20 protein-coding genes are annotated in these 23,319 nt (G+C 61.2%); 6 read left to right on the plus strand and 14 right to left on the minus strand.

Going from position 1 to position 23,319, the window contains the following annotated elements; genetic code table 11:
• Positions 1-34: 34 nt before the first annotated feature.
• Together ASB58_RS10690 and ASB58_RS10695 are read right to left on the minus strand one after the other, a co-directional pair.
• Entirely contained in the window at positions 35-3,541 is a 3,507-nt protein-coding gene (locus tag ASB58_RS10690; protein ID WP_118130634.1) for a hybrid sensor histidine kinase/response regulator, read from the minus strand.
• Between the two features lie 103 nt (positions 3,542-3,644).
• Entirely contained in the window at positions 3,645-4,292 is a 648-nt protein-coding gene (locus ASB58_RS10695; RefSeq protein ID WP_118130636.1) for a response regulator, read from the minus strand.
• A 177-nt stretch (positions 4,293-4,469) separates the two neighbouring features.
• Here ASB58_RS10695 and ASB58_RS10700 point away from each other — a divergent pair, with 177 nt between their 5' ends.
• Entirely contained in the window at positions 4,470-5,405 is a 936-nt protein-coding gene (locus tag ASB58_RS10700; RefSeq protein ID WP_118130638.1) for a DMT family transporter, read from the plus strand.
• Here ASB58_RS10700 and ASB58_RS10705 read toward each other — a convergent pair.
• Positions 5,399-6,082, minus strand: coding sequence for a tRNA-uridine aminocarboxypropyltransferase (locus ASB58_RS10705; protein ID WP_118130640.1), 684 nt, complete (start codon positions 6,080-6,082; stop codon positions 5,399-5,401). The two genes, ASB58_RS10700 and ASB58_RS10705, sit on opposite strands and share 7 nt — an antisense overlap.
• A gap of 159 nt (positions 6,083-6,241) precedes the next feature.
• On the opposite strand from ASB58_RS10705, the gene ASB58_RS10710 reads away from it, so the two are divergent.
• Together ASB58_RS10710 and ASB58_RS10715 are read left to right on the plus strand one after the other, a co-directional pair.
• Entirely contained in the window at positions 6,242-6,640 is a 399-nt protein-coding gene (locus tag ASB58_RS10710; RefSeq protein WP_118130643.1) for a PA3611 family quorum-sensing-regulated virulence factor, read from the plus strand.
• 12 nt (positions 6,641-6,652) lie between these two features.
• Positions 6,653-7,738, plus strand: a complete 1,086-nt coding sequence (locus tag ASB58_RS10715; protein ID WP_118130645.1) for an LOG family protein — start codon at positions 6,653-6,655, stop codon at positions 7,736-7,738.
• Here ASB58_RS10715 and ASB58_RS10720 read toward each other — a convergent pair.
• The 5 genes from ASB58_RS10720 to ASB58_RS10740 form a co-directional block, all read right to left on the minus strand.
• Positions 7,698-8,141 (minus strand): regulatory protein RecX, encoded by a 444-nt coding sequence (locus tag ASB58_RS10720; protein WP_118130647.1) that lies wholly within the window; start codon positions 8,139-8,141, stop codon positions 7,698-7,700. The genes ASB58_RS10715 and ASB58_RS10720 overlap by 41 nt on opposite strands.
• A 12-nt stretch (positions 8,142-8,153) precedes the next feature.
• The gene (gene recA / locus ASB58_RS10725) at positions 8,154-9,191 is read right to left on the minus strand and encodes a recombinase RecA (protein ID WP_096002896.1); all 1,038 of its coding nucleotides are present in this window, start codon (positions 9,189-9,191) and stop codon (positions 8,154-8,156) included.
• A gap of 112 nt (positions 9,192-9,303) precedes the next feature.
• Entirely contained in the window at positions 9,304-9,825 is a 522-nt protein-coding gene (locus ASB58_RS10730) for a CinA family protein (RefSeq protein ID WP_118130649.1), read from the minus strand.
• A gap of 149 nt (positions 9,826-9,974) precedes the next feature.
• Positions 9,975-11,618 carry a hypothetical protein gene (locus ASB58_RS10735; RefSeq protein ID WP_118130651.1) on the minus strand — a complete coding sequence of 548 codons (1,644 nt, stop codon included), beginning with the start codon at positions 11,616-11,618 and terminating at the stop codon, positions 9,975-9,977.
• 81 nt (positions 11,619-11,699) lie between these two features.
• Positions 11,700-13,811 (minus strand): sensor histidine kinase, encoded by a 2,112-nt coding sequence (locus ASB58_RS10740; RefSeq protein ID WP_118130653.1) that lies wholly within the window; start codon positions 13,809-13,811, stop codon positions 11,700-11,702.
• A gap of 175 nt (positions 13,812-13,986) precedes the next feature.
• Here ASB58_RS10740 and ASB58_RS10745 point away from each other — a divergent pair, with 175 nt between their 5' ends.
• Complete coding sequence (locus tag ASB58_RS10745) at positions 13,987-14,634, plus strand: response regulator (RefSeq protein ID WP_118130655.1); 648 nt, start codon at positions 13,987-13,989, stop codon at positions 14,632-14,634.
• A 69-nt stretch (positions 14,635-14,703) separates the two neighbouring features.
• Here the strand turns inward: ASB58_RS10745 and ASB58_RS10750 are convergent, their stop codons facing one another.
• The 5 genes from ASB58_RS10750 to ASB58_RS10770 form a co-directional block, all read right to left on the minus strand.
• Positions 14,704-15,072 carry a YciI family protein gene (locus tag ASB58_RS10750; protein ID WP_118130657.1) on the minus strand — a complete coding sequence of 123 codons (369 nt, stop codon included), beginning with the start codon at positions 15,070-15,072 and terminating at the stop codon, positions 14,704-14,706.
• On the minus strand, positions 15,069-15,575 hold the full coding sequence (locus ASB58_RS10755) for a VOC family protein (protein WP_118130659.1): 507 nt from the start codon (positions 15,573-15,575) through the stop codon (positions 15,069-15,071). The genes ASB58_RS10750 and ASB58_RS10755 overlap by 4 nt, the downstream gene beginning before the upstream one ends.
• Before the next feature lie 17 nt (positions 15,576-15,592).
• The gene (locus ASB58_RS10760) at positions 15,593-16,396 is read right to left on the minus strand and encodes a VOC family protein (protein WP_118130661.1); all 804 of its coding nucleotides are present in this window, start codon (positions 16,394-16,396) and stop codon (positions 15,593-15,595) included.
• A 19-nt stretch (positions 16,397-16,415) separates the two neighbouring features.
• Positions 16,416-16,793 (minus strand): DUF1428 domain-containing protein, encoded by a 378-nt coding sequence (locus ASB58_RS10765; protein WP_118130663.1) that lies wholly within the window; start codon positions 16,791-16,793, stop codon positions 16,416-16,418.
• 81 nt (positions 16,794-16,874) lie between these two features.
• On the minus strand, positions 16,875-18,122 hold the full coding sequence (locus tag ASB58_RS10770) for an RNA polymerase sigma factor (protein WP_202974625.1): 1,248 nt from the start codon (positions 18,120-18,122) through the stop codon (positions 16,875-16,877).
• A 221-nt stretch (positions 18,123-18,343) separates the two neighbouring features.
• On the opposite strand from ASB58_RS10770, the gene mutS reads away from it, so the two are divergent.
• Both mutS and fdxA read left to right on the plus strand, forming a co-directional pair.
• Positions 18,344-20,917, plus strand: coding sequence for a DNA mismatch repair protein MutS (mutS, locus tag ASB58_RS10775; RefSeq protein WP_118130665.1), 2,574 nt, complete (start codon positions 18,344-18,346; stop codon positions 20,915-20,917).
• Positions 20,918-21,063: 146 nt separating this feature from the next.
• Positions 21,064-21,387, plus strand: a complete 324-nt coding sequence (gene fdxA / locus ASB58_RS10780; protein ID WP_083724410.1) for a ferredoxin FdxA — start codon at positions 21,064-21,066, stop codon at positions 21,385-21,387.
• A 639-nt stretch (positions 21,388-22,026) separates the two neighbouring features.
• Here the strand turns inward: fdxA and glyA are convergent.
• Positions 22,027-23,313 carry a serine hydroxymethyltransferase gene (gene glyA / locus ASB58_RS10785; protein WP_118130667.1) on the minus strand — a complete coding sequence of 429 codons (1,287 nt, stop codon included), beginning with the start codon at positions 23,311-23,313 and terminating at the stop codon, positions 22,027-22,029.
• Positions 23,314-23,319 lie beyond the last annotated feature (6 nt).

Consider the following 23,319-nt stretch of genomic DNA (forward strand, 5'->3'; position numbering starts at 1 on the left):
CGGTCCAGCCTGAACGCCAAGAGGGCATGTGGAATTAATCAGTGCTTCCCAAAGCCACGTGACGACTGATCAGGGCACGCAGTGCGGCCGGTTTGACCGGTTTGGGTAGATAGGACAGCCCCGCCAGCGAGATTTCGCTAAGCACGTCCTGCCGCCCGTCCGCGCTGATCACCACGCCCGGCAGGTCGGCGCCAAGGCGCTCGCGCAGCCAGAGCATCACCTGGGTGCCGGTATCGCCGTCATCCAGATGGTAATCGACCAGCACCAGTTCAGGCACAAAGCCCTGGTCCAGCACCTGTTGCGCCTCCGCCCGGTCACGGGCCACGGCCACGCGGCACTGCCAGCGGCCGAGCAGGCTCTGCATGCCGGCGAGAATATTCTTCTCGTTGTCGATACACAGCACCGGCGCCCCCTCAAACTGCGGCGGCAACTCCGGGATGGAGACCCGGCTGCGCACCACACGCGGCATCGTCGCCAGCGGCACCGTCACACTGAAGACGCTACCCTGCCCAGGCCAGGACCGCACACTGAGTTCATGCCCCAACACACGACACAGACCATCGGCAATCGCCAACCCCAGCCCCAACCCCTTCTCCGCCTGCGTGCGGTGACTATCCAGGCGCTGAAACTCCTCGAAGATCAATTGCAGCTTGTCCTCAGGAATCCCCGGGCCCTGATCCCACACCTCGATACGCACCGCGTTATGCAGGTGCCGTACGCCTAGCACCACACGCGCGGCGCTGGCGTAGCGAAAGGCGTTGGTCAGAAAATTCTGCAACACACGCCGCAGCAGACGCATGTCGCTGCGCACCCGCAGGCGGCTACTGTGGATGCGCAGGTCAATACCGTGTTCCACCGCCAGCGCGCTGAACTCGATCCGCAAGGGGTCGAACAACTCGCTGAGGGCAAAGTCGCCCAGCTCCGGCACGATGCGGCCCGCTTCCAGGCGCGAAATATCCAATAGATCGGAGATCAGCTCCTCCGCCGAGGCCAGCGAGCTGTCCAGGTGGCGTACCAGCTCATCGACTTCCGGGGCCATGTCGGCCTGGTGCGCCAGTGAGGCCGAGAACAGGCGCGCGGCATTCAATGGCTGCATCAGATCGTGACTGACCGCCGTGAGGAAGCGACTCTTGGACTGGCTGGCGCGCTCGGTCTGGGCCTGCGCCTGCAGCAGCGCCTGGTTCAGCTCCGACAGCTCGCGGGTCCGTTCGTCTACCCGCCGCTCCAGGCTTTCGTTGGATTCCTGCAGCGCCTTTTCCGCGTCGCGGAAGGCCGAAATATCGGTAAAACTCATGACAAAGCCGCCGCCCGGCATCGGGTTGCCGATAATCTCGATCACGCTGCCATCGGGGAACATGCGCTCGGAGCGGTGCGGCGTGCCTTGCTGCATCCAGGCAATACGCTTGTCGACGTGCATTTGCGGGTCGCCCGGGCCACAGAGGCCACGCCGCGCGTTATGCAAAATGATGTCGGAAATCGGCCGACCAATGGCAATCAGACCCTCTGGGTACTGGAACATCTCCAGATAGCGGCGGTTCCAGGCCACCAGTCGCAGCGACTTGTCGACCACGCTGATGCCCTGACTGATGTTCTCGATGGCGCCCTGCAGCAGGCCACGGTTGAACTGCAACACCTCGGAGGCCTCATCGACGATGCGCACCACATCGTCAAACTGCATGTCGCGGCCTTCAATCGCCGCCTTCACCACCAGCCGCGCCGAGGATGCGCCTAGCACCCCGGCCAGCAGACGTTCGGTCAGGGTGATCCAGCCGGAATCGGCGGTCTGACTGCCGTGCAGGCCACCGCCCTGGCGCATGGCATACTGGTTAAACGCGGCCTCGGCACGGTCTTCGCCGACAAAGCGTGACGCCAGCTCCAGCAGGTCATCCACTCGTACCCGCAGCAGCACCTTGCCCGGACCGTCGATCCAGGGCTCTGCGTCCTGACTGACAAAGCGGCTGGCCTGCCAATGCTCCAGCACCCGGGTGCGACTGAACAGCGAGAAGGCGACAAAGACCAGGAAGTTACCCACCAGCGACACCACGCTGGCCAGCGTCAGCGCATCCACGCCCCAGCTGGCCGCAGCCGTGCGCACGGCCTCGATAACCGGCAACTGATTGGTATGCCAGTGCAGCCCGGCCCCGACCAGCGGCAGCACCAGCAGGTAGAGCCACAGGACGATGCCCACCAGCAACCCGGCGAGGACCCCGGTACGGTTGGCTTGTTTCCAGAACAGTGCGCCAAACATCGCCGGCGCCAACTGGCCGATGGCCGCGAAGGCTACCTGGCCGATACTGGCCAGGCTGGTCTCGCTGCCAATCAGGCGGTAAACCACGTAGGCCAGCAGCAGGATGATCAGAATGCTGGTGCGCCGTACGTTCAGCAGCCAACCGCGAAAGCGCTCATAGGAGTGCTCAGGGCCGACGCGGTTGCGCAGCAGAATCGGCAGTACCACATCGTTCGAGACCATGGTGCTCAACGCAATGGCCGCCACAATTACCATGCCCGAGGCGGCGGAAGCCCCGCCCAGAAACGCCGCCATGGCCAGCGTCGAGTTGCCCTGCATCAGCGGCAGGCTGATGACGTACGAGTCAGGCGACAGGCCGCCACCCAGCAGCATCTGACCGGCCAGGGCAATCGGAATCACAAACAGGCCAGCCAGCAGCAGGTACACCGGGAAGACCCAGCGCGCCAGGCGCAGGTCACCCGGTTCACTGTTCTCAACCACGGCCACCTGAAACTGCCGAGGCAGGCAAATAAAGGCCAGAATGGCGATGGACGTCTGCAGCAACAGGCCGATCACCGGTGTCTCCTGCTGCCAGTACCCCTCAAGGACCTCAGCGCTGCGGGCCTGGGCAAACAGATCAGCGGCACCACCAAACAACCCAAACACCACAAACAACCCCACCGCCAGAAACGCCAGCAACTTCACCAGCGACTCGAAGGCGATGGCCAGCATCATGCCGCGGTGATGCTCGGTCACATCCAGGCTGCGGGTACCGAACAGCACCGTAAACAGCGCCAGCACCAGGGTGACAACCAGTGCGGTATCCTCTGCGCCCAACGCACTGTCGGCGCTCATGGCGCTGCCCGGTGCGCTGCTGAGCAGGCTGTAGCCGAGCACAATCCCCTTCAACTGCAAAGCGATATAGGGCAACACGGCGACCAGGCAAAGCAGCGAGACGATCACACCCAAGCCCTGCGACTTGCCGTACCGCGAGGCAATAAAGTCGGCGATGGAGGTGATGTTCTCCTGCTTGCTGATGGCGATCATGCGCGCATACAGGCGCCAACCGAACAGGAATAGCAACAACGGGCCGAGATAGATGGGTAGAAAGCCCCAAAGCTGGTTGGTCGCCATGCCAACCGAGCCGAAGAAGGTCCAACTGGTGCACCAGACGGAGAGTGACAGGCTGTAGATCCAGACCCGCAGGCGTGGCTTGAGAACGCTTGCGTTGCGATCGCCCCAGAAAGCGATCACAAACAGCAATGCCATGTACATCAGAAAAATGAGGGCTACCAGCCCGCCGGAGAGCATCATGGGGCGTGTTCAATCCACTGCAGTGTCACAGCATGCAGTCTGGCAGTGCCAGTGGGGTTTGCCCAGCAGACTTCCGTCGTAGCCGGGCCCAGGCAGGGGTGACTCAGCTCGCCAGTTCCATCTGCTGCAGCACTAGAGCGGCCTGGGTACGCGTGCGTACATTGAGCTTGCGGAAAATGGCGGTAACATGGGCCTTGACGGTGGCTTCGGACACGTCCAGCTCGTAGGCAATCTGCTTGTTCAGCAAGCCATCGCAGACCATGGTCAGCACGCGGAACTGCTGCGGCGTCAGGCTGGCAACCCGCTCGCTGATCTGCTGCTGTTCGCTGCTCATACCCGGCGGGTTGTCGATACCCTCAGGCCAGCAGACGCCACCATCGAGCACCGCCTGAACCGCCTGCTGAATGGCCTCCAGACTGGCCGACTTGGGAATAAAACCACTGGCACCGAAGTCGCGGGCGCGACGGGCCACAGCAGACTCTTCCTGGGCAGAAATCAGAATGACCGGTATTTGTGGGAACTGGCCGCGCATCTGCGCCAACCCGGAAAAGCCGTAGGCACCGGGCATGTTCAGATCCAGCAGGACCAGATCCCAATCGGCGCGCTCGCCCAAACGTTGCTGCAACTCGGTGATACTGCCCACTTCACTCAGGGTAATGGTGTCGCCCAGGCCATCGAACAACGCCTGGCGCAAGGCACTACGAAAAAGGGGGTGATCGTCAGCGATCAAAATGTCATAGGTCAGGCCCATGCTTGGCGTCCTGCACAGTCTTTTTGTTATGGAGGTGAGACAGCACGCTGAGACTGCCAGTCAGCGACCGCCCAGTCAATGCCAATCGCCAGCGATACAGTCTGCCTCTACAACTGTATCTGGATAAGTACCCAGCGCAGGGAGGAAACTACCTGTTTCACTGCCTCCGAGTCCCCCATGAACCTGCGCCATTATCGGGCTGATGCCCTGATGCTGATTACTGCTCTGATCTGGGGTAGCACCTTTGTTGCCCAGCGCCTGGGCATGGACCACATCGGCCCCTTTCTCTATACCGGGCTGCGTTTTGCCATCGGCGCCATCACCCTGCTGCCGCTGATCTGGCTGCTGCGCAAACCGGTCCAGGCAAACGGCGGCCCATCCCGCCTGAGCCGCCCGATGCTGCTGGGCAGCCTGGTGCTTGGCCTGGTGCTAACGCTGGGCATCAACCTGCAGCAGATTGGCCTGATGTTCACCACCGTCACCAACTCCGGCTTTATTACCGGGCTCTACGTCATTCTGGTACCGGTGTTTGGTCTGTTTATCGGCATGCGTACCCACAAGGGCACCTGGGCCGGTGCCGTGATGGCGTTGGTCGGCATGATGCTGCTGAGCGTGACAGCCGAGTTCACCGTCGCGCGCGGCGACTGGCTGCAGCTGGTGGGCGCCTGCTTCTGGGCTGTGCATGTGCTGCTGGTCGGCGCGCTGGCAAGCCGCTACGACCCGATTCTGGTGTCCTTTATCCAGTTTCTGGTCTGTGCCGTGGTCAGCCTGACGCTGGCGGTCACGCTGGAACCGATCAACGTTGCTGCCATCGCGCAGGCGCTACCGGCCATTCTGTACGGCGGCATCCTGGCCGTTGGCGTTGCCTTTACTCTGCAGGTGGTGGCACAGAAAGACGCCATCACCTCACACGCAGCGATCATCCTCAGCCTGGAGGCGGTGTTTGCCGCGCTGGCCGGCTGGCTGATTCTGGGTGAAACCCTCACCCCGCGCGGTTTGCTGGGTTGTGCGCTGATGCTCGCCGGCATGCTCACTGCACAGCTGGTGCCTATCTATCTTGATCGGCGACGACGCCCCGCTGCGGTACAGCAGGAGCCGGCGGGGCATCACTGAGGGCGCTTGCGGCAGGTACTCAGGTAAGCGTCGGTAAAGCGCTGAAAGTAGCCATCCAACGCCTCGGCAGCGGCCGTATCGCCGGCCAGCTGCAGGCAGGCCGACGCCACCTCTACGGTACACAGGTGGTCATCACGAGTGGAGCGGCGCAGGCGATAGCGCGACAGCTGCTCGGTCTGCAGACTCAGCACCGGCACATCCGCCAGATACGGACTCTTGCGAAACATCTTGCGCGCCTGCGTCCAGGTGGCGTCCAGAATGATCAGCAACGGACGGCGCCCCTGCCCCGCCTCTATCTGCTCACACACCTGCTGGGTTGGCTGTGCGTACTCCCCGGGAAACACCACATACGGCTGGTAGCGCAGGTCATTGAGTAGCGCCAGCAGCACTGGGTCAACCTCGGTTCGCGCCCAGGTAAAGGCATACGTATCGGGCAGACAATCAGCAATCAGCCGACCGGTGTTGGTCGGCTTGAGGGGCTCATAGGCGTGCATCAACAGACAGAAACTGACACCGCTCTCAAGCCTAGGGCGCTCTGCACAGATACAGGCATGCTCCGCCACCTGGCAACTCGGGCAACGGCGCACCCGTGCACCGCGCGCCAGAAACGGCCGGGTGGAGCGCGCAATGGCGTCGCTGCGCAAGCGATTGACCGCATGGTCCGGGTGTTCAGACATCACTACATTTTCCTGGCTGGACAGGCGACGCGCCACAATGCCAGCATTCTATCCGATTCCAGCCGGCAACACCGATAGCGACTGGCCAGCGAACCAGTCGGCAATGGCGTGGTCACAAAGGATGTCACAGCATATGGACATTAAACCTGGAGAGACATAATGCGCTGGTTACCCCTGGTGCTTGCTGCCTGCCTGGCAGCGCCACTGCAAGCCGCCTCGCTGCGAGATATTCGCCTGAACGACACCCTCAAACAGGTTGCTGAGCAAAGTAATGAAAACACCCCACGCGACATTAGCGCGCAGATCACCGACTTGGGCTTCAGCGCCGAAGGTGATGAGCTAATCAATCGGTTGGCGGTCGACGCCGACTACGCCGAACTGATGCAGCAAGATCCGCTGCTGACCCGTAGCCAGCTGCAAGCCAGCGTCTGCACCGACCTGCGCTTCCGCCGCCTGCTGGACATGGGCGCTACCCTCACCTACCACTTTGTCCTCAAGGACAATGAGCAGCCGGTACTGACCCAGAGTTTTATCGCCGATCATTGCCAGACCCTCTGAAGCAGGTGCCCGATGCAGGACAACGATCCGGCCGACTACCTGAGTCGGCACTGGCAAACCGGCAGCAACGAGATTCCCAGTCGAGTCGATGAGCTGATCGCGCTATGCGCTGCCGACAGTGACAACGCACCGCTCTACCGCGACATGCTGCTGGACGTGATTCGTATGGCCCAGGCGGACCGCAACCGCTGGGACGCCAAGATCATGCTGCATACCATTCGCGAGATGGAACAGGCTTTCTCGCGTCTGGAGATGTTCAAGCGCCGCCGCAAGGTCACCGTGTTTGGCTCGGCACGCACCGCGCCCGACCACCCGCTGTACGCCGTAGCCCGCGAGATGGGCGCCGCCCTGGCCGCCAACGACTATATGGCGATCACCGGCGCTGGCGGCGGCATCATGACCGCGACCCACGAAGGTGCCGGACTGGATCACAGCCTGGGCTTCAATATCACCCTGCCGTTTGAGCAGCGCTCCAACACCGTGGTGCATGGCACCAGCCATGACCTGGCTTTTGGCTTTTTCTTTTTGCGCAAGCTGTTCTTCGTGAAGGAAGCAGACGCTCTGATCCTCTGCCCAGGGGGCTTCGGCACCTTGGATGAAGCCTTGGAAGTGCTGACCCTGGTACAGACCGGCAAGAGCCCAATGGTGCCGATCATTCTGCTGGACCAGCCGGGCGGGCAGTACTGGCAGGCCTTTACCCAGTTTGTTCGCAGCCAACTGGCAGACAGCGCCTATATCCACCCCGACGACATCAACCTGTTGACGCCCTGCAACTCACCCGCTGAGGCGATGCAGGTGGTCCTGAATTTTTACAGCAACTATCACTCATCTCGCCGTGTTGGAGAACAGTTTATGCTGCGCCTCAACCACCCGCTCAACCAGCAGGCACTGGCACAGCTGGAGACGCGATTTGGACACATCTGTGTCTCAGGCGGATTTGTGCAACAGGGGATGTGTGAACAGGAGGACGACGAGCCCGAGCTGGGCGCACTGACGCGCTTGTGCTTTGATTTCAACGAAAGGGACAGGGGTAGCCTGCGGGCGCTGATCGACTTCGTCAATCAGCCCGAAAACCTGAAAACCCCCGGTACTGCATAAAGCGCAGCTGCTTGCCGCGCTCCGCCGGATCACGGGCAGTGCCCTCAGGGAAGCGCTTGGCAAACACCTGTTCGGCCAGCGCCTGCCAGTCCTGATCTGCCTCGGCCAGACTGCGCTCGACCAGCGATTCAGATACGCCACGCTGGCGCAGCTCCTCGCGCAGGCGCGCGGGGCCGTAACCGCGCTGACTGCGGGCGTAGATATACGCCTCGCAAAAGCGCTCATCACTGAGCAACCCATCCTCAACCAGGCGGTCCAGCTCTATCTCGGCCAGATCGCTCGGCGCGCCTCGCTGGCGCAACTTGCGTTGCAACTCCGCATAGCTGTGCTCTCGCCGCGCCAGCAAATCCATGGCTGAGCGGCGAATGGCAACAGGGGTTTCCAACGTAGAGCGCGGGCGCATCAGTCAGCCGGCTCAGTCTTCCAGTTCGGCGTCGGCTTCGCTCTCGGCCTTCGGCTTGCCGGGCTTGGCCAGCAGCTTGTCGCGGATGGCCTTTTCGATCTCCTCAGCCACTGCCTTGTTGTCTTCCAGGAACTTGGCGGCGTTGGCCTTGCCCTGACCGATCTTGCTGCCTTGATAGCTGTACCAGGCACCGGCTTTCTCAACCAGGCCGATCTGTACACCCAGGTCGATGATCTCGGCGTTATGGTAGATACCGGCGCCGTACAGGATCTGGAACTCGGCCTGACGGAACGGCGGTGCGACCTTGTTTTTCACAACCTTGACGCGGGTTTCACTGCCAACCACCTCGTCGCCCTCTTTCACCGCGCCGGTACGGCGGATGTCCAGACGGACAGAGGAGTAGAACTTGAGCGCGTTACCGCCGGTGGTGGTTTCCGGGTTACCGAACATGACGCCGATCTTCATACGGATCTGGTTGATGAAAATAACCAGACAGTTGGCGTTCTTGATGTTACCGGTGATCTTACGCAGCGCCTGAGACATCAGACGGGCCTGCACACCTACGTGGTGGTCACCCATTTCACCTTCAATCTCGGCCTTGGGCACCAGTGCCGCTACGGAGTCGACGATGATCACGTCAACAGCGTTGGAACGCACCAGCATGTCGGTGATTTCCAGTGCCTGCTCACCAGTGTCAGGCTGGGAGACCAGCAGGTCATCAACATTCACGCCCAGCTTGCCGGCGTATTCCGGATCCAACGCATGTTCCGCGTCAACGAAAGCGCAGGTGGCGCCGTGCTTCTGCGCTTGCGCGATAACCGACAGGGTCAGCGTGGTTTTACCGGAGGACTCCGGCCCATAGATTTCGACGATACGGCCCTTGGGCAGGCCGCCAATGCCGAGGGCGATATCCAGGCCGAGCGAGCCGGTGGAGATAGCCGGAATGGCCTGACGCTCGTGATCGCCCATGCGCATCACGGCACCCTTGCCAAACTGACGTTCAATCTGACTCAAGGCAGCCGACAGCGCCTTCTTTTTGTTATCGTCCATTTCGCATCCTCTTGGCTTGGGGCAGGCGCCGAAGCGACCGACCGATCAACTACTGTATATTTGGTCAGTATTATTCCACAGAAAAAATTACCCGCCTACCCCCGATATGCAATCAGACTGACGACCGGTTCGCAGCTGCCTTCTCTGCCTCCGAGACCAGGCGCTCCAGTGCATGCAATACCGTTTGAGCACGCACCTCACGGCGGCCGCCCTGAAAACGCTTGCATTCACTGACCACCCGGCCATCACTCAAGGCCCAGCCAAACCACACCGTGCCGACCGGCTTTTCGGCGCTGCCGCCATCCGGGCCGGCAATACCGCTGACAGCCACCGCCATATCCGCCTCAGCCGCCGCCTTGGCCCCCGCGGCCATGGCCAGCACCACCGGTTCGCTGACCGCTCCGTGCGCCTCCAGCGTGGCCTGCTCCACCCCTAGCCAACGCGCCTTGCTACTGTTGGCGTAGGTGACAAAGCCGGTTTCAAACCACTGCGAGCTGCCTGCGACACGAGTAATGGCTTCAGCGATACCGCCGCCGGTGCAGGACTCGGCGGTGCTGACGCGTTGCCCCAGGTGTTCAAGTACACGCCCCAGGCGGGCGGCGGCGGAATCAATCAACGGATCATAATGGGACATGGCACCCTCCTCGACGTGCGTAACAGGACACAGCATGCCAGTTGGTCCGGCGGCTGCACCAGAGCTGGGACCGGCTTTGTCGAGGTTGGTTTCGTGCAGACAGCACAACGCCGGCAGCCCGTTCAAGGCTGCCGGCGTTATGTTCGCGCTCAAGGGCAAACGGCGGCGATAGCGCTGCTGTCGTTGCTCAGTACCTCGTTGATCGGCTCGCCGAGCTTAATCACGGTCGCGGTCAAGGTGCTGCCGTCGACTGTCAGATCAAACCCGCTCCAGTAGAGACTGACGGCACTCCCCTGCTCGCTATAGGCAGCGCTGGAGGCAATGTACTCCTTGGTGGTCTTGGCCGGGCTGCCAAGCTGATTGAACAAGATGCGCGGCTTGCCGTTGGTGGCGCCGTAATCCAAATCAAAGGCGTACTGGGTACAAACCGCCCCGTCCAGCCCCGAGTTGTAGGTGCCGTCCTGGGCTATGACAGTCAGGGTTGCCGGCAGCAGCGCATCCAGCGCATCAACGTAGGCCTGATGCGTTGCAATCAAGGGCATCACCTCACTGGCAACGTTGACCCCATCGGCGGCGTTCGCGTCATCCTGCAGGCGCCAGCCATTGAGCCCCTCGCCCGGCTGACGGTACAGCAGCAGCTTAATGTCGCTGTCGCCAACCTTGTAGAGCACCTCGTAGTGGGGGTTAAAGCGCGGATTGGTGCCCGTTTTGTCCGTCCAGGAAAAGCTGCTGTCCGCCGGATCAAGCTGGTAGATGCCGGCGATGTCGATAACGCCGCTGACGCTGTCGATATCCAGCGTCAACTCGTCACCCACAGCCCAGCCATGGCGATTACCCGCCTTGCTGAAATACGGCTGGGTGCTGTAACTGCCGGCCAGATCCAGCAACGCCTGCGGCACATTACCAGTGGTGGGGCTGTAGGGTACGTAGGAGCCGTAAAACACATAGCCTGCGTCGCCAAACAGCCCCTCACTGACGTTCAACTCGTTGATGACGCCGGTATTGGCGTTGCTCAGCGCATAGCCCAGACCGGTATTGCTGTCGTGCCAGGCGATCTCGACGTGCGAGTCGGAGATATACACCGGGTTGCTCAGCTCGCTGCCGCCCGGCAGGATCAGCCGCCCATCGGCGGTCACCTGATACTCATCAATCACCCCGTCCTGAATCCCGGAGCCGGCGGTGACTTCTTCAAACAGAAACTGATACACGCCCACCAGGCCGGCAGGCACAGTTGCAGCCTCCCGCCCGGGGTCGGTGGTTCCGCCGTTGAGTTCATCCAGCTCGTTCTGCAGGTGCGCCAATGCATCGGCCTGACTGATCAGGGTAACCCCCAGCGCAGCCTGCACCGCGGCAGCAAAGTCTGCCACCGGCAGGTTGAAGTCCAGCGCCGCGGTGGTGCTCAACTCGGGAATGAGGATGCCGTTATCCGGGTTGCCGTCTTCGTCCAGGGTTTGCAGCAGGCGGGCAATATTGATCACCACCGGGTCGTTGATATCCGTACTGCCGGCCAGATCAAGCGGTGTCAGCACGCCCTTGGCAGTCACGGCCGGAAATACGATATCACCGATACGAAAGGTCACCGTCTCACCTTCGTGGTAAAGGTATTCACCGTCAGCATTGGTGGTGCCGCTGAATTGGGCAGTGCTGTAACTCACCCCGGCAACAGCCGAATCAATCAGGCGACCGGTTTTACCGGCGGCGGCGCTATCTCCACCGCCGCCCCCGCCACCGCCGCTCAGGCAGGCGGTGAGCGCAAGCGCCAGTGGGAGCAGAGCAAGTGTTTTCAGTTTCATGGCCAGTTGCCTTCCTTGTGTAGATGCTGCCATTTAAAGGCAACACCGCAAGGCAGGTTAGCCCGTGAATACGGGGGGTGATCAATCTGCAGCGGGAGTATCGGGTGGACCAATCGGCACCTGCAGCGCCAGCCACCAGCGTTGCTGCACGCACCCGTGCTGCAGCTCACCACCCAGCTGGCGAGCACGGGCCTGCATGATCTGCAGGCCGCGCCCACTGGTGGCTGTTTCAGCCAAGGCAACGCCGTCATTCTCGACCCGCAACTGTAGCGTGACGCCTCCCTGTTGACTCAACTGCACGCGCAGTTCGGTAGGCGTAGCGTGGCGCAGGGCGTTACTGACCGCTTCTCGCAGCACCCGGGTCAAATGACTGAACTGCCCCGCACTCAGCGACTGCTCGCCCAGTATCTGTTGCCAATGCAAAATAACGCCGCGGGCCTGGCAACGGTTTGCCGTTTCCTCCTGCCAACGAGATGCCGCCACATCCAGACGCACCTCGTGGCCATCCATGTTGTGCAATAACTCGCGCAAGTCACGAATCGCCTCGCGCACCAGTTGCCGCGAATCACCCGATGCTGTGTGTAGCAGTTGCAGCAGCTTGGCCCCCAAGTCGTCATGGATATCTTGGCGGATACGATTGCGCTCCTCGGTTGCGCCTTCTACCCGTGCGGTCAGCGAGTGCAGCACGAGGTTGTCCAGCGACAGCACCAAGCGAGCCAGTTGAACATCCTGACGAGTAAACAGTCGACGCCCCTGCTCCGCATGTAACAGCACATAGTCACCCTCTCCCGATGGCCCAGGGACTTGCAGCGCATCTCCGTTGTCGACCACCTGAGGGCGCTGCGCCTTGCGTCCCAAGCGCTCGACACGCAGCGGCTGGAATACCGCCAGCAAAGCCTGCTCCACGGCGCTGTCGGCTTGGTCACTGCGCTGAGCTTGCAGCATTACCGGCAGCGCTTGTGACAACCAGGTATCCAGACCACGCTGACGTCGCACGGTCAAACGGCCCCAGATAAACTGCCGCACAGGAAAGTACACCCACCCCACCAAGGCCACCGAGGCAGCCAGTACAGTAGGGCCAGAGAGGGTCAGCAACGACGCTAGCGCCAAATCCGTCAGCAGCACCGCCAGCCCGCCCAACAGCCAGCTCCAGATTGAGAACCACCAGCGCTCCAGTTCAAACAGACGGTAGCGGGTTACTCCCAACGCCATGCCGGCGTACATCAGTAAAAAGGTAGCCAACAACGGCCCCTGAGCATGGGGCACTGCTACCTGCAAAATGGCTGGCAAGATCATGCCGGCCGAAAAGAACACCGTACCGGCAATAATGGATAACAACACCCAGCGAAAAGCCGAGCGGTCAGCCGCGCTATTGCGGGTTTGCCGCCACTGCCAGACAGCGCCCGACAGTCCGATCATAAACACGCCAATAACCCAGAGATGGAAGCCCTCGACCGGCGAGGCGGTGAGCTGCAGCTGGTCTAGCGTCATGCACGAGACAAAGCCAGCGTAAAGCGCAAGCGGGATCCAGACGGACGGCGCGCGCCGCGGGTAGCTCCACAGAAAAGCACTGACCGCTGCAGAAAACAACATTGCGCCGCAATGGTTAAAACCGGACAGAACGCGGAACAAGTCACCGTCAATAAACAGCTCACGCGTGCTATACACAGCGGCCGTCGAAGATGCCAGCAGATACCCCAGACCGGACAAGGCAAAGGAGCGGGTCGCCAGGTTGCGCTCACCCGGAACCCACACCAGCATGCATATCACCATGCCAGCCAAGCCACACAACAGTTGCAGCCAGAACATAGCCGGCAACTGCATCAAGCCGCGTGCTACCGGATGTAATTGCTGCTCACTGCCGTCTTGGTAACGCACCCACAGGGTGCCGGCCTCCAACGCCTGCAGCAGTTGTGTGTGTTCAGCAAAAACCTGGTTGATATCGCTGTATGCCGGCAACACATCCGGCTCCTCAATAACCAGCACCGCACGGGCCGGCAGCGCCGTGCCGCCTATCAGCATCGCCTCAACCGGGCGCGGCGCGGCGTCCGGACCTGCGGCCAGCAATTGATCGCCCTGCTGGCTGAATTGCAGCTCGCTGGCCGGCAACGACAGGGCCAACTGAATTATCCAAAAACCATACAGCACAATTACCGCCAGTCCGGCGAGCAGTTTGGTTCGCAGCGGCACCATCCTTAGCAACTCCCTTGCCCCCACATCAAGGGGGTTGATCTTGTTTTCATTCGGCGCGACTTTAGGAAAGTCTCGGTTTTATCCCAAGCCGTTTAAAATCAATTGACGTGATCGAAACGATACTAGCGCCATTATTGTGACATCGCACAGCGCATTTTCAGCAGGGAGCGCGGACATGCAAACCACCAACCGGGTATTGATCATTGAGGATATGCCGCAAGTCGCCGACTGGCTGACACAGCGTTTGCACGAGGCGTTGGGCCAATGTCCCGTCGACCTAGCCTGCAGCTCGGCGCAGGCTAACGAGTTGATAAAACACAACCGCTATCAGCTGGCCTTGGTGGATCTCGGCTTACCCGATGGCAATGGCGTTGACCTATTACCGCAGCTCAAGAACCAAAGCCCGCAGACGCAGTGCATTGTCACCACTATTTTTGATGACGCTGAGCACCTGTTCGCCGCGCTGCGCGCCGGCGCCGACGGTTACCTGTTGAAAGACGAAGATGAGCAGGCCTTCGTTGCCCAGCTCGGTGGCATCGTGCAAGGCAAACCACCGCTCTCGGCCTCCATTGCCCGACGTATCCTGGAACAGTTTCGCCCCGCCCCGGCCTCCCCCAGTGACGCATTGACGCCAAGGGAGCAGCAATTACTGCAACTCATCGCTCGCGGACTGAGCGTCAAGGGCGCCGCTCAGGAGCTAGGCATCTCGCCCCACACCGCCGCCAGCTACCTGAAGGTTGTGTACCAGAAGCTGCAGATCAACTGCCGCGCGGAAGCCGCTATCAAGGCGATGGACATGGGGCTGCTGGACGGGCGTCAGTAACGGTGTTGCTGCCCGGCGACCACCCGCGCTGATAAGCCTGGCCGCGCAGGAGCATGGCCTTGAGTAGCCCTACTTCCGATTACCCTCCTCCATCAACTCTCTCACCGGGCGAATCTCTACGCTGCCGTAGCGCGCAGGAGGAATCTTCTGCGCCAGCCGGATGGCTTCGTTGCAGTCGCGCGCCTCCAGCATGTAAAAGCCCGCCAACTGCTCCTTGGTCTCGGCAAAGGGACCATCGGTGATCATGGGGCCGCCATCACGTACCCGCACAGTGGTAGCCGTCTCGGTCGACAACAGCGGTGCGCCTTCAAGAAAGTGCCCGCTGGCCTGCAAGTCCGCGACACAGGCAATACACTCACGATTCAACGCATCCCATTCGTCCTGCGACAGCTGCTGCATTTTCTGTTCGTCGTAGTAGACCAGACACAGATATTTCATGCGTTTTCTCCATCCGCGGGCGCTGCACCATAGAAGGCAGCCTCAAGGGCAGCCAGATCCAGTTTGCGCATGCTGAACATCGCCTGACGCGCGTGCTGCACTGCGGCCTTGTCATCCGAGCCCTGCAGCTCGATAAACCGGCGCGGCACTATTTGCCATGAAACACCGAAGCGGTCTTTCAGCCAGCCACACTGACTTTCGCACCCACCATCGGCCGTCAGCGCTGCCCAGAGCCGGTCTGTCTCCTCCTGGCTGTCGGTCAGTACCGAGATGGACGCCGCTTCCGAGTGTACAAAATGCGGGCCTCCGTTGAGCGCCTGATAGGGCGACCCGCCGAGGGTAAACTCGACCAGCAGGGGCGGCGCGTCGATCGCATCGCGCATTCGGCTGTGAATGCGCGAGCCTGGGATGAGTGAGGTATAGAACTCAGCGGCCTGCTCTGCCTGGTCATCAAACCAGAGGCAGGTTGCCACGCTGACCCTGGTTGTGGTTCCGCTTTGCATGTCACCTCCTAGGATATTCAAGACTGCGCTGGTCTGGTTCCGATCAGCGAAAAAAGCGCGCCCTGTGGGTCAATGCCAATCACGATAAAGTCGCCACCCGGAATCTCCTCCGGCCCCATGACCAGCGTACCGCCAGAGGTACCGATAGCCTCAACGGCCAGATCGATATTCGCCACACGAAAATAGTAGCTCCACAATGAGCCGGGCCGTTCATCCGGTTTTGGCATGACGGCGCCAATCAGGCCGTTGTGCCGAATGAACTCATAGTTCCCCTGAGCCCCCATTGGCAGCTCGCCATCCTTGGTCCAGCCGAACTCGGCAAAATAAAAATTTTTGGCCGCCTCCGGGTCCGTGGTGGCCAGTTCATTCCAGGCGCAGTGACCAACCCGCGGCCGATCCGCTGCGAATGCCGCGCTGGGACTCTCATGAATGCCGCGCATCAGATAGAAGGGTGCGCCCTGCGGGTCGGTCACCAGGGCAATTCGCCCGACGTCCGCAATATCCGTCGCCGGCATGGACACCGCCCCGCCGGCGGCGACAATGCGGTTCACGCTGGCATCGACATCGTCCACAGCGATGTAACCAAGCCACACCGGTTGCGCGCCGCACACTTGCATCTCGTCCGACAGCTGCGCCAAGGCCCCAACCGGGACCCGTTCGCCATTTTCGTCATCGGTGGCGTGAACTATGCGGTAGTCCATACCGGGCGTAAGGCTGTCCGCAATATCCCAACCAATCACTGCGCTGTAGAACGCCTGTGCGCCGTCAGCATCAGGGGTACAGAGTTCGTACCAGATAAATTCACCGTGCTTATTGATCATCCTTTGACTCCTGCGCGCTCTATGCGGGGTTGTGCAGCTGGACGACGGGAACAAAGCCGCCATAAATCATACGCTTACCATCAAAGGGCATAGGGTTTGTCTCAGGATCCAGACGCGGATCGCCCATCTCCGGGGACATCATTCTGGCCAGCGCTGCATCGCGGGTTGCCTTGTCCGGCCATTCGACCCAGGAAAACACCACCGCCTCGTCCTCCGTGGCCTGCACGGCACGACGAAAGTCCGTCAGGGTGCCGTCCGGCACATCATCTTCCCAGCACTCCAGCACCCGCGTGGCGCCCCACTCGATAAATACCGGGTCAGCCACGCCGGCGTGATGAACAAACTTCTCGCGATTCTCCCGGGGTACCGCAATGACAAAACCGTCGATATAGCTCATGGCATCTTTCTCCTTTGAAATAGAGGCTTGCCAACACTAGTCGTACGAACACGGGGCAATTCGACACACTGAAGAAAATTTTTAATCCAGTTCGGCCATACGCCGCACAAGGAAGCGTCGCTCGGTCTGTTGCTGGGTGAGGTCGAGGGCCTGCTGGTAGGCGATAAGAGCGAGATCGCGCTGACCGGCGCGTCGATGCAGGTCGGCCCTCGCTGCCGGCAGCAGGTAGTAACTGCCCAGCGCGCCGTCACGCTCCAGGCGCTCTATCAGTTCCAGCCCAACGCCAGGCCCGTCGCGCATGGCAATGGCCACCGCGCGGTTCAGCTCGACTATCGGTGAGGGCTGCATCTGCAGCAGCAGGTTGTAGAGGCCGACAATCTCGGCCCAGTCGGTGTCATCTGCGCTTGGCGCCTGGGCGTGCAACGCCGCGATGGCCGCCTGCACAGCAAAGGGTCCTGGGGCACGCCCGGTCAGCGCCAGCGTGACCAGGCGCGCCCCTTCTTGAATTTGCGCCTGGTCCCACACACTGCGGTCTTGTTCATCAAGCGGTACCAGGTCGCCATCGCTGTTGACCCGCCCGGCTTGCCTGGCGTCGTGCAGCATCATCAATGCCAGCAGCCCGGTTACCTCGGGCGCTGGCAGCAACTCGTGCAACAAGCGCCCCAACCGCAGCGCCTCGGCCGATAGCTCACGGCGCATAAGCTGTTCCCCACTGGAGGCCGAATAGCCTTCGTTGAACACCAGATAGATCACCTGCAACACACCAGAAAGGCGCGATGCCAGGTCCGCCGGGCCAGGGACCTCATAGGGGATAGCAGCGTCGCGAATCTTGTTCTTTGCGCGCACAATGCGCTGTGCCAAGGTTGGCACCGGCACCAGAAAGGCTGCAGCAATGGCCTCAGTCGTCAGCCCGCACACCTCACGCAGGGTCAGTGCCACCTGCGCCTCGGGCGACAGGGCCGGGTGGCAGCAGATGAAGATGAGTCGCAGGCGATCATCCCCAACCACGCTCGGGGCCTCCCAGTCCGCATCCTGATCGTCCAGAGTCTCCACCAGTCGCTGCAGCGAGGCATCCCGCCGCCCGCGCTTGCGCAACTGGTCGATCGCCTTGAAACGGCCGGTGGACACCAGCCAGGCGCGCGGATTCTCGGGAATGCCCCGCGCAGGCCAGTGCTTCACAGCCTCCAAAAAGGCCTCCTGCAGCGCCTCTTCCGCCAGATCGAAATTACCATTGAGCAAGCGCAGCAAGGTGGCCAACACGCGGCGGGACTCCCGACGATAAACCGCCTCGATATCCGCCTGGATGCTCTCCATGTCATTACCCTTCATTATTAGCAACCTGCAACCGGGCCCCAGTATGGACCAGGATCAGCGCTACCGCCGCCGCATCAGGGCACGCCAGATCAACTGACAGGCAAGTCAGGTCCCGCCCGAGAATTCTCTCCCGACTCCCCCTGCAGGGCGCTGCAACGCCGTGGTAACCTTGCGCCTCACCGGCAACGGCGCCCCGCAAAGGCGCGCCCTCATCCGCAGCGCAAGTCGAGTTATTGATGAAAAAGAGCAAACCCGAAGCCACCGCCCATACCCCGATGATGCAGCAATATTTCAGCATCAAGCAGCAGCACCCCGAGCAGCTGCTGTTCTATCGCATGGGTGATTTTTACGAGCTCTTTTATGACGACGCCAAAAAAGCTGCGCGCCTGCTCGACATTACCCTGACCGCACGCGGCCAATCCGGCGGCCAGCCGATTCCCATGGCCGGCATCCCCTATCACTCAGCCGAGGGTTACCTCGCGCGTCTGGTGAAGCTCGGCGAATCGGTCGTCATCTGCGAACAGGTGGGCGACCCGGCCACCAGCAAAGGGCCGGTCGAGCGTCAGGTCGCGCGCATCATTACCCCTGGCACGGTCAGCGACGAGGCCCTGCTGGACGAGCGTCGCGACAACCTGCTGGCAGCACTGGTCGGCGCTGAAAAGGGCTTTGGGCTAGCCACACTGGACATCAACAGTGGCCGCTTTGTGGTCATGGAGTTGCGCGGCTGGGAGACTCTGCTCGGCGAGCTGGAGCGCCTGGCCCCCGCCGAACTGCTGATCCCGGATGACTGGGAGAGCAACACCCCGATTGAACGTCGCCGCGCCGTGCGGCGCCGGGCGCCCTGGGAGTTTGATCAGGACAGCGCTTTCAAGAGCCTGACCCAGCAATTTGGCACCAAGGATCTGGTCGGCTTTGGCTGCAACGATCTGCGCCTGGGCTTGGGCGCCGCCGGCGCTCTGCTCAGCTACGCCAAGGAAACCCAGCGCACCGCCCTGCCGCACATTCGCAGCATCAGCCACGAGCGCTTTGAAGACAGCGTGATCATCGACAGCGCCAGCCGTCGCAATCTGGAAATCGACCAGAATCTGTCCGGTGGCCGCGACAATACCCTGCTCGACGTGCTCGACCACACCGCCACCGCCATGGGCAGCCGTTTGATGGCACGCTGGCTGAACCGCCCACTGCGCGGCATGCAGGTGCTCGGCGCCCGCCAGGACAGTATCAGCACCCTGCTGGATCAGCAGTTCTATCTAGACCTGCAGCCTCAGCTCAAAGGCATTGGCGATATCGAACGTATTCTGGCCCGCGTGGCCCTGCGCTCCGCCCGCCCCCGTGACCTGGCGCGCCTGCGCGATGCACTGGCCGCCCTGCCCGCGCTGCAGGACTGCCTGCAACCGGTTGAAGCACCGCACCTGCGTGCCCTTGCCGAGCAGGTCAGCACCTACCCCGACCTGGCCGAGCTGCTGGCCAACGCGGTGATCGACAACCCGCCGGCGGTGCTGCGCGACGGCGGCGTGATCAAAGCCGGCTTCGACGACGAGCTGGATGAGCTGCAGAACATCAGCGAAAACGCCGGCCAGTACCTGATCGACCTGGAAACCCGCGAGCGCGAACGCACCGGCCTCAATACCCTCAAGGTCGGCTATAACCGGGTCCACGGCTACTACATCGAGCTGTCACGCAGCCAATCGGATCAGGCGCCGGTCGACTACATCCGCCGCCAGACCCTCAAGGGTGCCGAGCGCTTTATTACCCCTGAGCTGAAAGCCTTTGAAGACAAAGCCCTGTCAGCGCGCAGCCGCGCACTGGCGCGCGAGAAGCAACTGTACGACGAACTGCTCGACCGCCTGAATGAAGACCTGGCCGCCCTACAAACCAGCGCCGCCAGCCTGGCCGAAATCGATGTGCTCTGTACCCTGGCCGAACGCGCCGGCACGCTGGATTACTGCCGCCCGCAGTTTATCGCGGGCAGCCAGCTGCAGATCACCCAGGGCCGCCACCCGGTGGTGGAACAGGTACTGGAGACACCCTTCGTCGCCAACGACCTGGCACTGGACCCAGACACCCGCATGCTGATCATTACCGGGCCGAACATGGGCGGTAAATCGACCTATATGCGCCAGACGGCGCTGATCACCCTGCTGGCGCATATCGGCAGCTTTGTACCAGCCGCAGCCGTGGAGCTGTCTTGCGTGGACCGTATCTTTACCCGTATCGGCTCAAGCGATGACCTGGCCGGCGGCCGCTCGACCTTTATGGTCGAGATGAGCGAGACCGCCAATATTCTCAACAACGCCACCGACCAAAGCCTGGTGCTGATGGACGAAGTGGGCCGTGGCACTAGCACCTTCGACGGCCTGTCGCTGGCCTGGTCCGCCGCTGAATACCTGGCGCGGGCACGCGCCTTTACCCTGTTCGCCACCCACTACTTTGAGCTAACCGGCATGGCCGACAGTGACCCAGGCGTCGTGAACGTGCACCTGAATGCCACCGAACACAACGAGCGCATCGTGTTCCTGCACAACGTGCAACCCGGCCCGGCCAGCCAGAGTTATGGCCTGCAGGTAGCCCAGCTGGCCGGCGTTCCCCGCCCGGTCATTGAGCGCGCACGCGAGCACCTGGCCCAGCTGGAGCAGCAGAGTCTCGAACAGAGCAACCGCCCGGCGAGCGCGCAGCAGCCGTTCCAGAGCGACCTGTTTGCCAGTGCGGCACACCCCCTGGTGGAGCAACTGCAAGACATCGACATCGATGATCTAAGCCCACGCCAGGCACTCGATCTGCTATACCAGCTGAAACGGGAATGGGCCTAATCAAGCGACAAATGATACTTATTTGCATTAAACAGGAGAGATCATGCGTTTATCAGCACAAAAAAGCGCTGAACCCTATACCCTCTAAAAAAAACTGATAGACTACGCGCCAGCTTTTTCTCGCCTAATACGATGGAGACCTGACCATGACCTTTGTTGTTACCGACAACTGCATCAAGTGCAAGTACACCGATTGCGTTGAGGTCTGCCCGGTCGATTGCTTCTACGAAGGCCCGAACTTCCTGGTTATCCACCCGGACGAGTGCATCGACTGCGCCCTGTGTGAGCCAGAGTGCCCGGCCAGCGCGATCTTCTCCGAGGACGAGATCCCCGAAGGTATGGATGAGTACATCGAGCTGAACGCCGACCTGGCCGAAGTCTGGCCGAACATCACCGAGAAGAAAGACTCCCTGCCCGACGCCGAAGAGTGGGATGGCGTACCGGACAAGCTGCAATACCTGGAGCGCTAAGCAGGTCACCTGCATGCCCCTCGAAAACCGGCTCTTGCAGCCGGTTTTTTTATGCGCCTCAGGCAGGTTTTAGGCACATCGTGCAGGTGCGCCTTACCACGTTTGCGCGGTCGGGTACTGCTGTGTTGTTTGGCGCAGAAGGTAGTCAGGGTGCGGGAGTATCACGCGCAGACACGCCTTTGCGTTTGATCCGGCCAGCACCGATCTGGCTTGCAGTGCGGCCGAAAGGCAGCAAATTTCAGGCAAAAAAAAGGGGCCGGTAAACCGGCCCACTCTTTAGTCCTTTCATGCTTTCCATGTCCAGCCATCCTGGCTTCATCGTCCTGAAAATCCCTAGCTCAAGCTCCCTGCCGAGCAGCGCTATCCGTCGCGCTTGGGTAGATAATAAGCTTTTCAGGACTGAGCGCAAGCCTCGAATGACATTCATTCTCGTGCCTGGGTAAAATAAAAATCTTTTAAATTCATACACTTAAAATAAAATCACATGAAAAATCACCGCTGACCCACGCTTCTTGGTGGCAAAGGCGTACACGGCTTGTAGGAAATGTCTTACAAAGAACTGTCTAGTAAAACATTACCAGCAAGGAGGAGCGCTGAATTGCCCTAGCACAGCAGCGCTCGGCAACCCGACTCCCGCAATCAATCGCACGAGCATGGGCCGTATACCGGATAACGACGGCACAACGTCACCACTTGCTCCCGCACCCGGTCACGCACTGCTGTCAGTTCGTCTACACCGGTTGCCATTGCATCCAGCACGTCGCACAACCAACCCGCCACCTGTTCGCACTCGACGATCCCAAAGCCACGCGTAGTCAAGGCTGGCGTACCAATGCGTATGCCTGAGGTGACGAAAGGTGAGCGCGGATCATTGGGCACCGAGTTCTTGTTCGTCGTGATGTAGGCATCCGCCAGGGCCGCATCAGCCTCCTTGCCGGTGTAAGGCCTGGCGGCAAGATCGATGAGCATCAGGTGGTTGTCGGTGCCGCCCGAGACGATCTTGTAGCCACGCTGCTGAAGCACGGCCGCCATCGCCCGGGCGTTGGCAACCACCTGGCGCTGGTAGGTCTTGAACTCCGGCCGCAGCGCCTCCTTGAAGGCGATGGCTTTGGCGGCGATGACATGCATCAGCGGGCCGCCCTGGGTGCCCGGGAACACAGCAGAATCGAGCTTCTTGTAAAAGTCATCACCCTGACCTTTGGCCAGAATGATGCCGCCGCGTGGGCCGCGCAGCGTCTTGTGGGTGGTGCTGGTGACGACATGGGCATAGGGCAGCGGATTGGGGTACTCCCCCGCCGCAACCAGTCCAGCCACGTGAGCCATGTCCACCCAGAAGATGGCGCCCACCTTGTCGGCGATCGAGCGCATGCGTGCCCAGTCTTTGTAACGCGAGTAGGCGGAGAACCCGCCTATCAGCATCTTGGGCCGGGTTTCCAGAGCGATGCGTTCCATCTCGTCGTAGTCGATCAGCCCGGTCTCCGGGTTGAGCCCGTAAGGCACGATCTTGTAAAGGCGACCCGAGAAGTTGGACGGATTGCCGTGGGTAAGATGGCCACCCTGGGCCAGATTCATACCCATCACCGTATCGCCGGGATTGGTTAGCGCCAGAAATACGGCCGCGTTGGCCTGGGCACCGGCATGGGGCTGGACGTTGGCATAATCGCAGTCAAACAGCCTCTTGAGCCGTTCGATAGCAAGGCGCTCAGCAACGTCCACATGCTCGCAGCCGCTGTAATAGCGCTTACCGGGGTAGCCCTCAGCGTACTTGTTGGTGAATACCGAGTTCTGCATGGCCATCACGAGCGGGCTAGCGTAGTTCTCTGACGCAATCAGCTCGATGTGGTCTTGCTGCCGGCGTTCTTCTTGCTTAACCGCATCGGCCAGCTCTGGGTCAAAGTCGCTGAGCGCCAGGGAGGTGTCGTACATGGGGTT

The sequence above is a fragment of the Pseudomonas abyssi genome (assembly GCF_003444685.1).
Lineage (GTDB): Bacteria > Pseudomonadota > Gammaproteobacteria > Pseudomonadales > Pseudomonadaceae > Halopseudomonas > Halopseudomonas abyssi.

Bases quoted from the DNA above. Each gene is read 5' to 3' on its own strand.
- fdxA (WP_083724410.1), top strand. From the start codon at position 21,064: ATGACCTTTGTTGTTACCGACAACTGCATCAAGTGCAAGTACACCGAT.
- ASB58_RS10740 (WP_118130653.1), bottom strand. From the start codon at position 13,811: ATGGTGCCGCTGCGAACCAAACTGCTCGCCGGACTGGCGGTAATTGTG.
- ASB58_RS10750 (WP_118130657.1), bottom strand. From the start codon at position 15,072: ATGAAATATCTGTGTCTGGTCTACTACGACGAACAGAAAATGCAGCAG.
- ASB58_RS10760 (WP_118130661.1), bottom strand. From the start codon at position 16,396: ATGATCAATAAGCACGGTGAATTTATCTGGTACGAACTCTGTACCCCT.
- ASB58_RS10735 (WP_118130651.1), bottom strand. From the start codon at position 11,618: ATGAAACTGAAAACACTTGCTCTGCTCCCACTGGCGCTTGCGCTCACC.
- ASB58_RS10690 (WP_118130634.1), bottom strand. From the start codon at position 3,541: ATGATGCTCTCCGGCGGGCTGGTAGCCCTCATTTTTCTGATGTACATG.
- ASB58_RS10745 (WP_118130655.1), top strand. From the start codon at position 13,987: ATGCAAACCACCAACCGGGTATTGATCATTGAGGATATGCCGCAAGTC.
- recA (WP_096002896.1), bottom strand. From the start codon at position 9,191: ATGGACGATAACAAAAAGAAGGCGCTGTCGGCTGCCTTGAGTCAGATT.
- ASB58_RS10730 (WP_118130649.1), bottom strand. From the start codon at position 9,825: ATGTCCCATTATGATCCGTTGATTGATTCCGCCGCCGCCCGCCTGGGG.
- ASB58_RS10765 (WP_118130663.1), bottom strand. From the start codon at position 16,793: ATGAGCTATATCGACGGTTTTGTCATTGCGGTACCCCGGGAGAATCGC.
- ASB58_RS10705 (WP_118130640.1), bottom strand. From the start codon at position 6,082: ATGTCTGAACACCCGGACCATGCGGTCAATCGCTTGCGCAGCGACGCC.
- ASB58_RS10770 (WP_202974625.1), bottom strand. From the start codon at position 18,122: ATGAAGGGTAATGACATGGAGAGCATCCAGGCGGATATCGAGGCGGTT.
- ASB58_RS10700 (WP_118130638.1), top strand. From the start codon at position 4,470: ATGAACCTGCGCCATTATCGGGCTGATGCCCTGATGCTGATTACTGCT.
- ASB58_RS10710 (WP_118130643.1), top strand. From the start codon at position 6,242: ATGCGCTGGTTACCCCTGGTGCTTGCTGCCTGCCTGGCAGCGCCACTG.
- glyA (WP_118130667.1), bottom strand. From the start codon at position 23,313: ATGTACGACACCTCCCTGGCGCTCAGCGACTTTGACCCAGAGCTGGCC.
- ASB58_RS10695 (WP_118130636.1), bottom strand. From the start codon at position 4,292: ATGGGCCTGACCTATGACATTTTGATCGCTGACGATCACCCCCTTTTT.
- mutS (WP_118130665.1), top strand. From the start codon at position 18,344: ATGAAAAAGAGCAAACCCGAAGCCACCGCCCATACCCCGATGATGCAG.
- ASB58_RS10720 (WP_118130647.1), bottom strand. From the start codon at position 8,141: ATGCGCCCGCGCTCTACGTTGGAAACCCCTGTTGCCATTCGCCGCTCA.
- ASB58_RS10715 (WP_118130645.1), top strand. From the start codon at position 6,653: ATGCAGGACAACGATCCGGCCGACTACCTGAGTCGGCACTGGCAAACC.
- ASB58_RS10755 (WP_118130659.1), bottom strand. From the start codon at position 15,575: ATGCAAAGCGGAACCACAACCAGGGTCAGCGTGGCAACCTGCCTCTGG.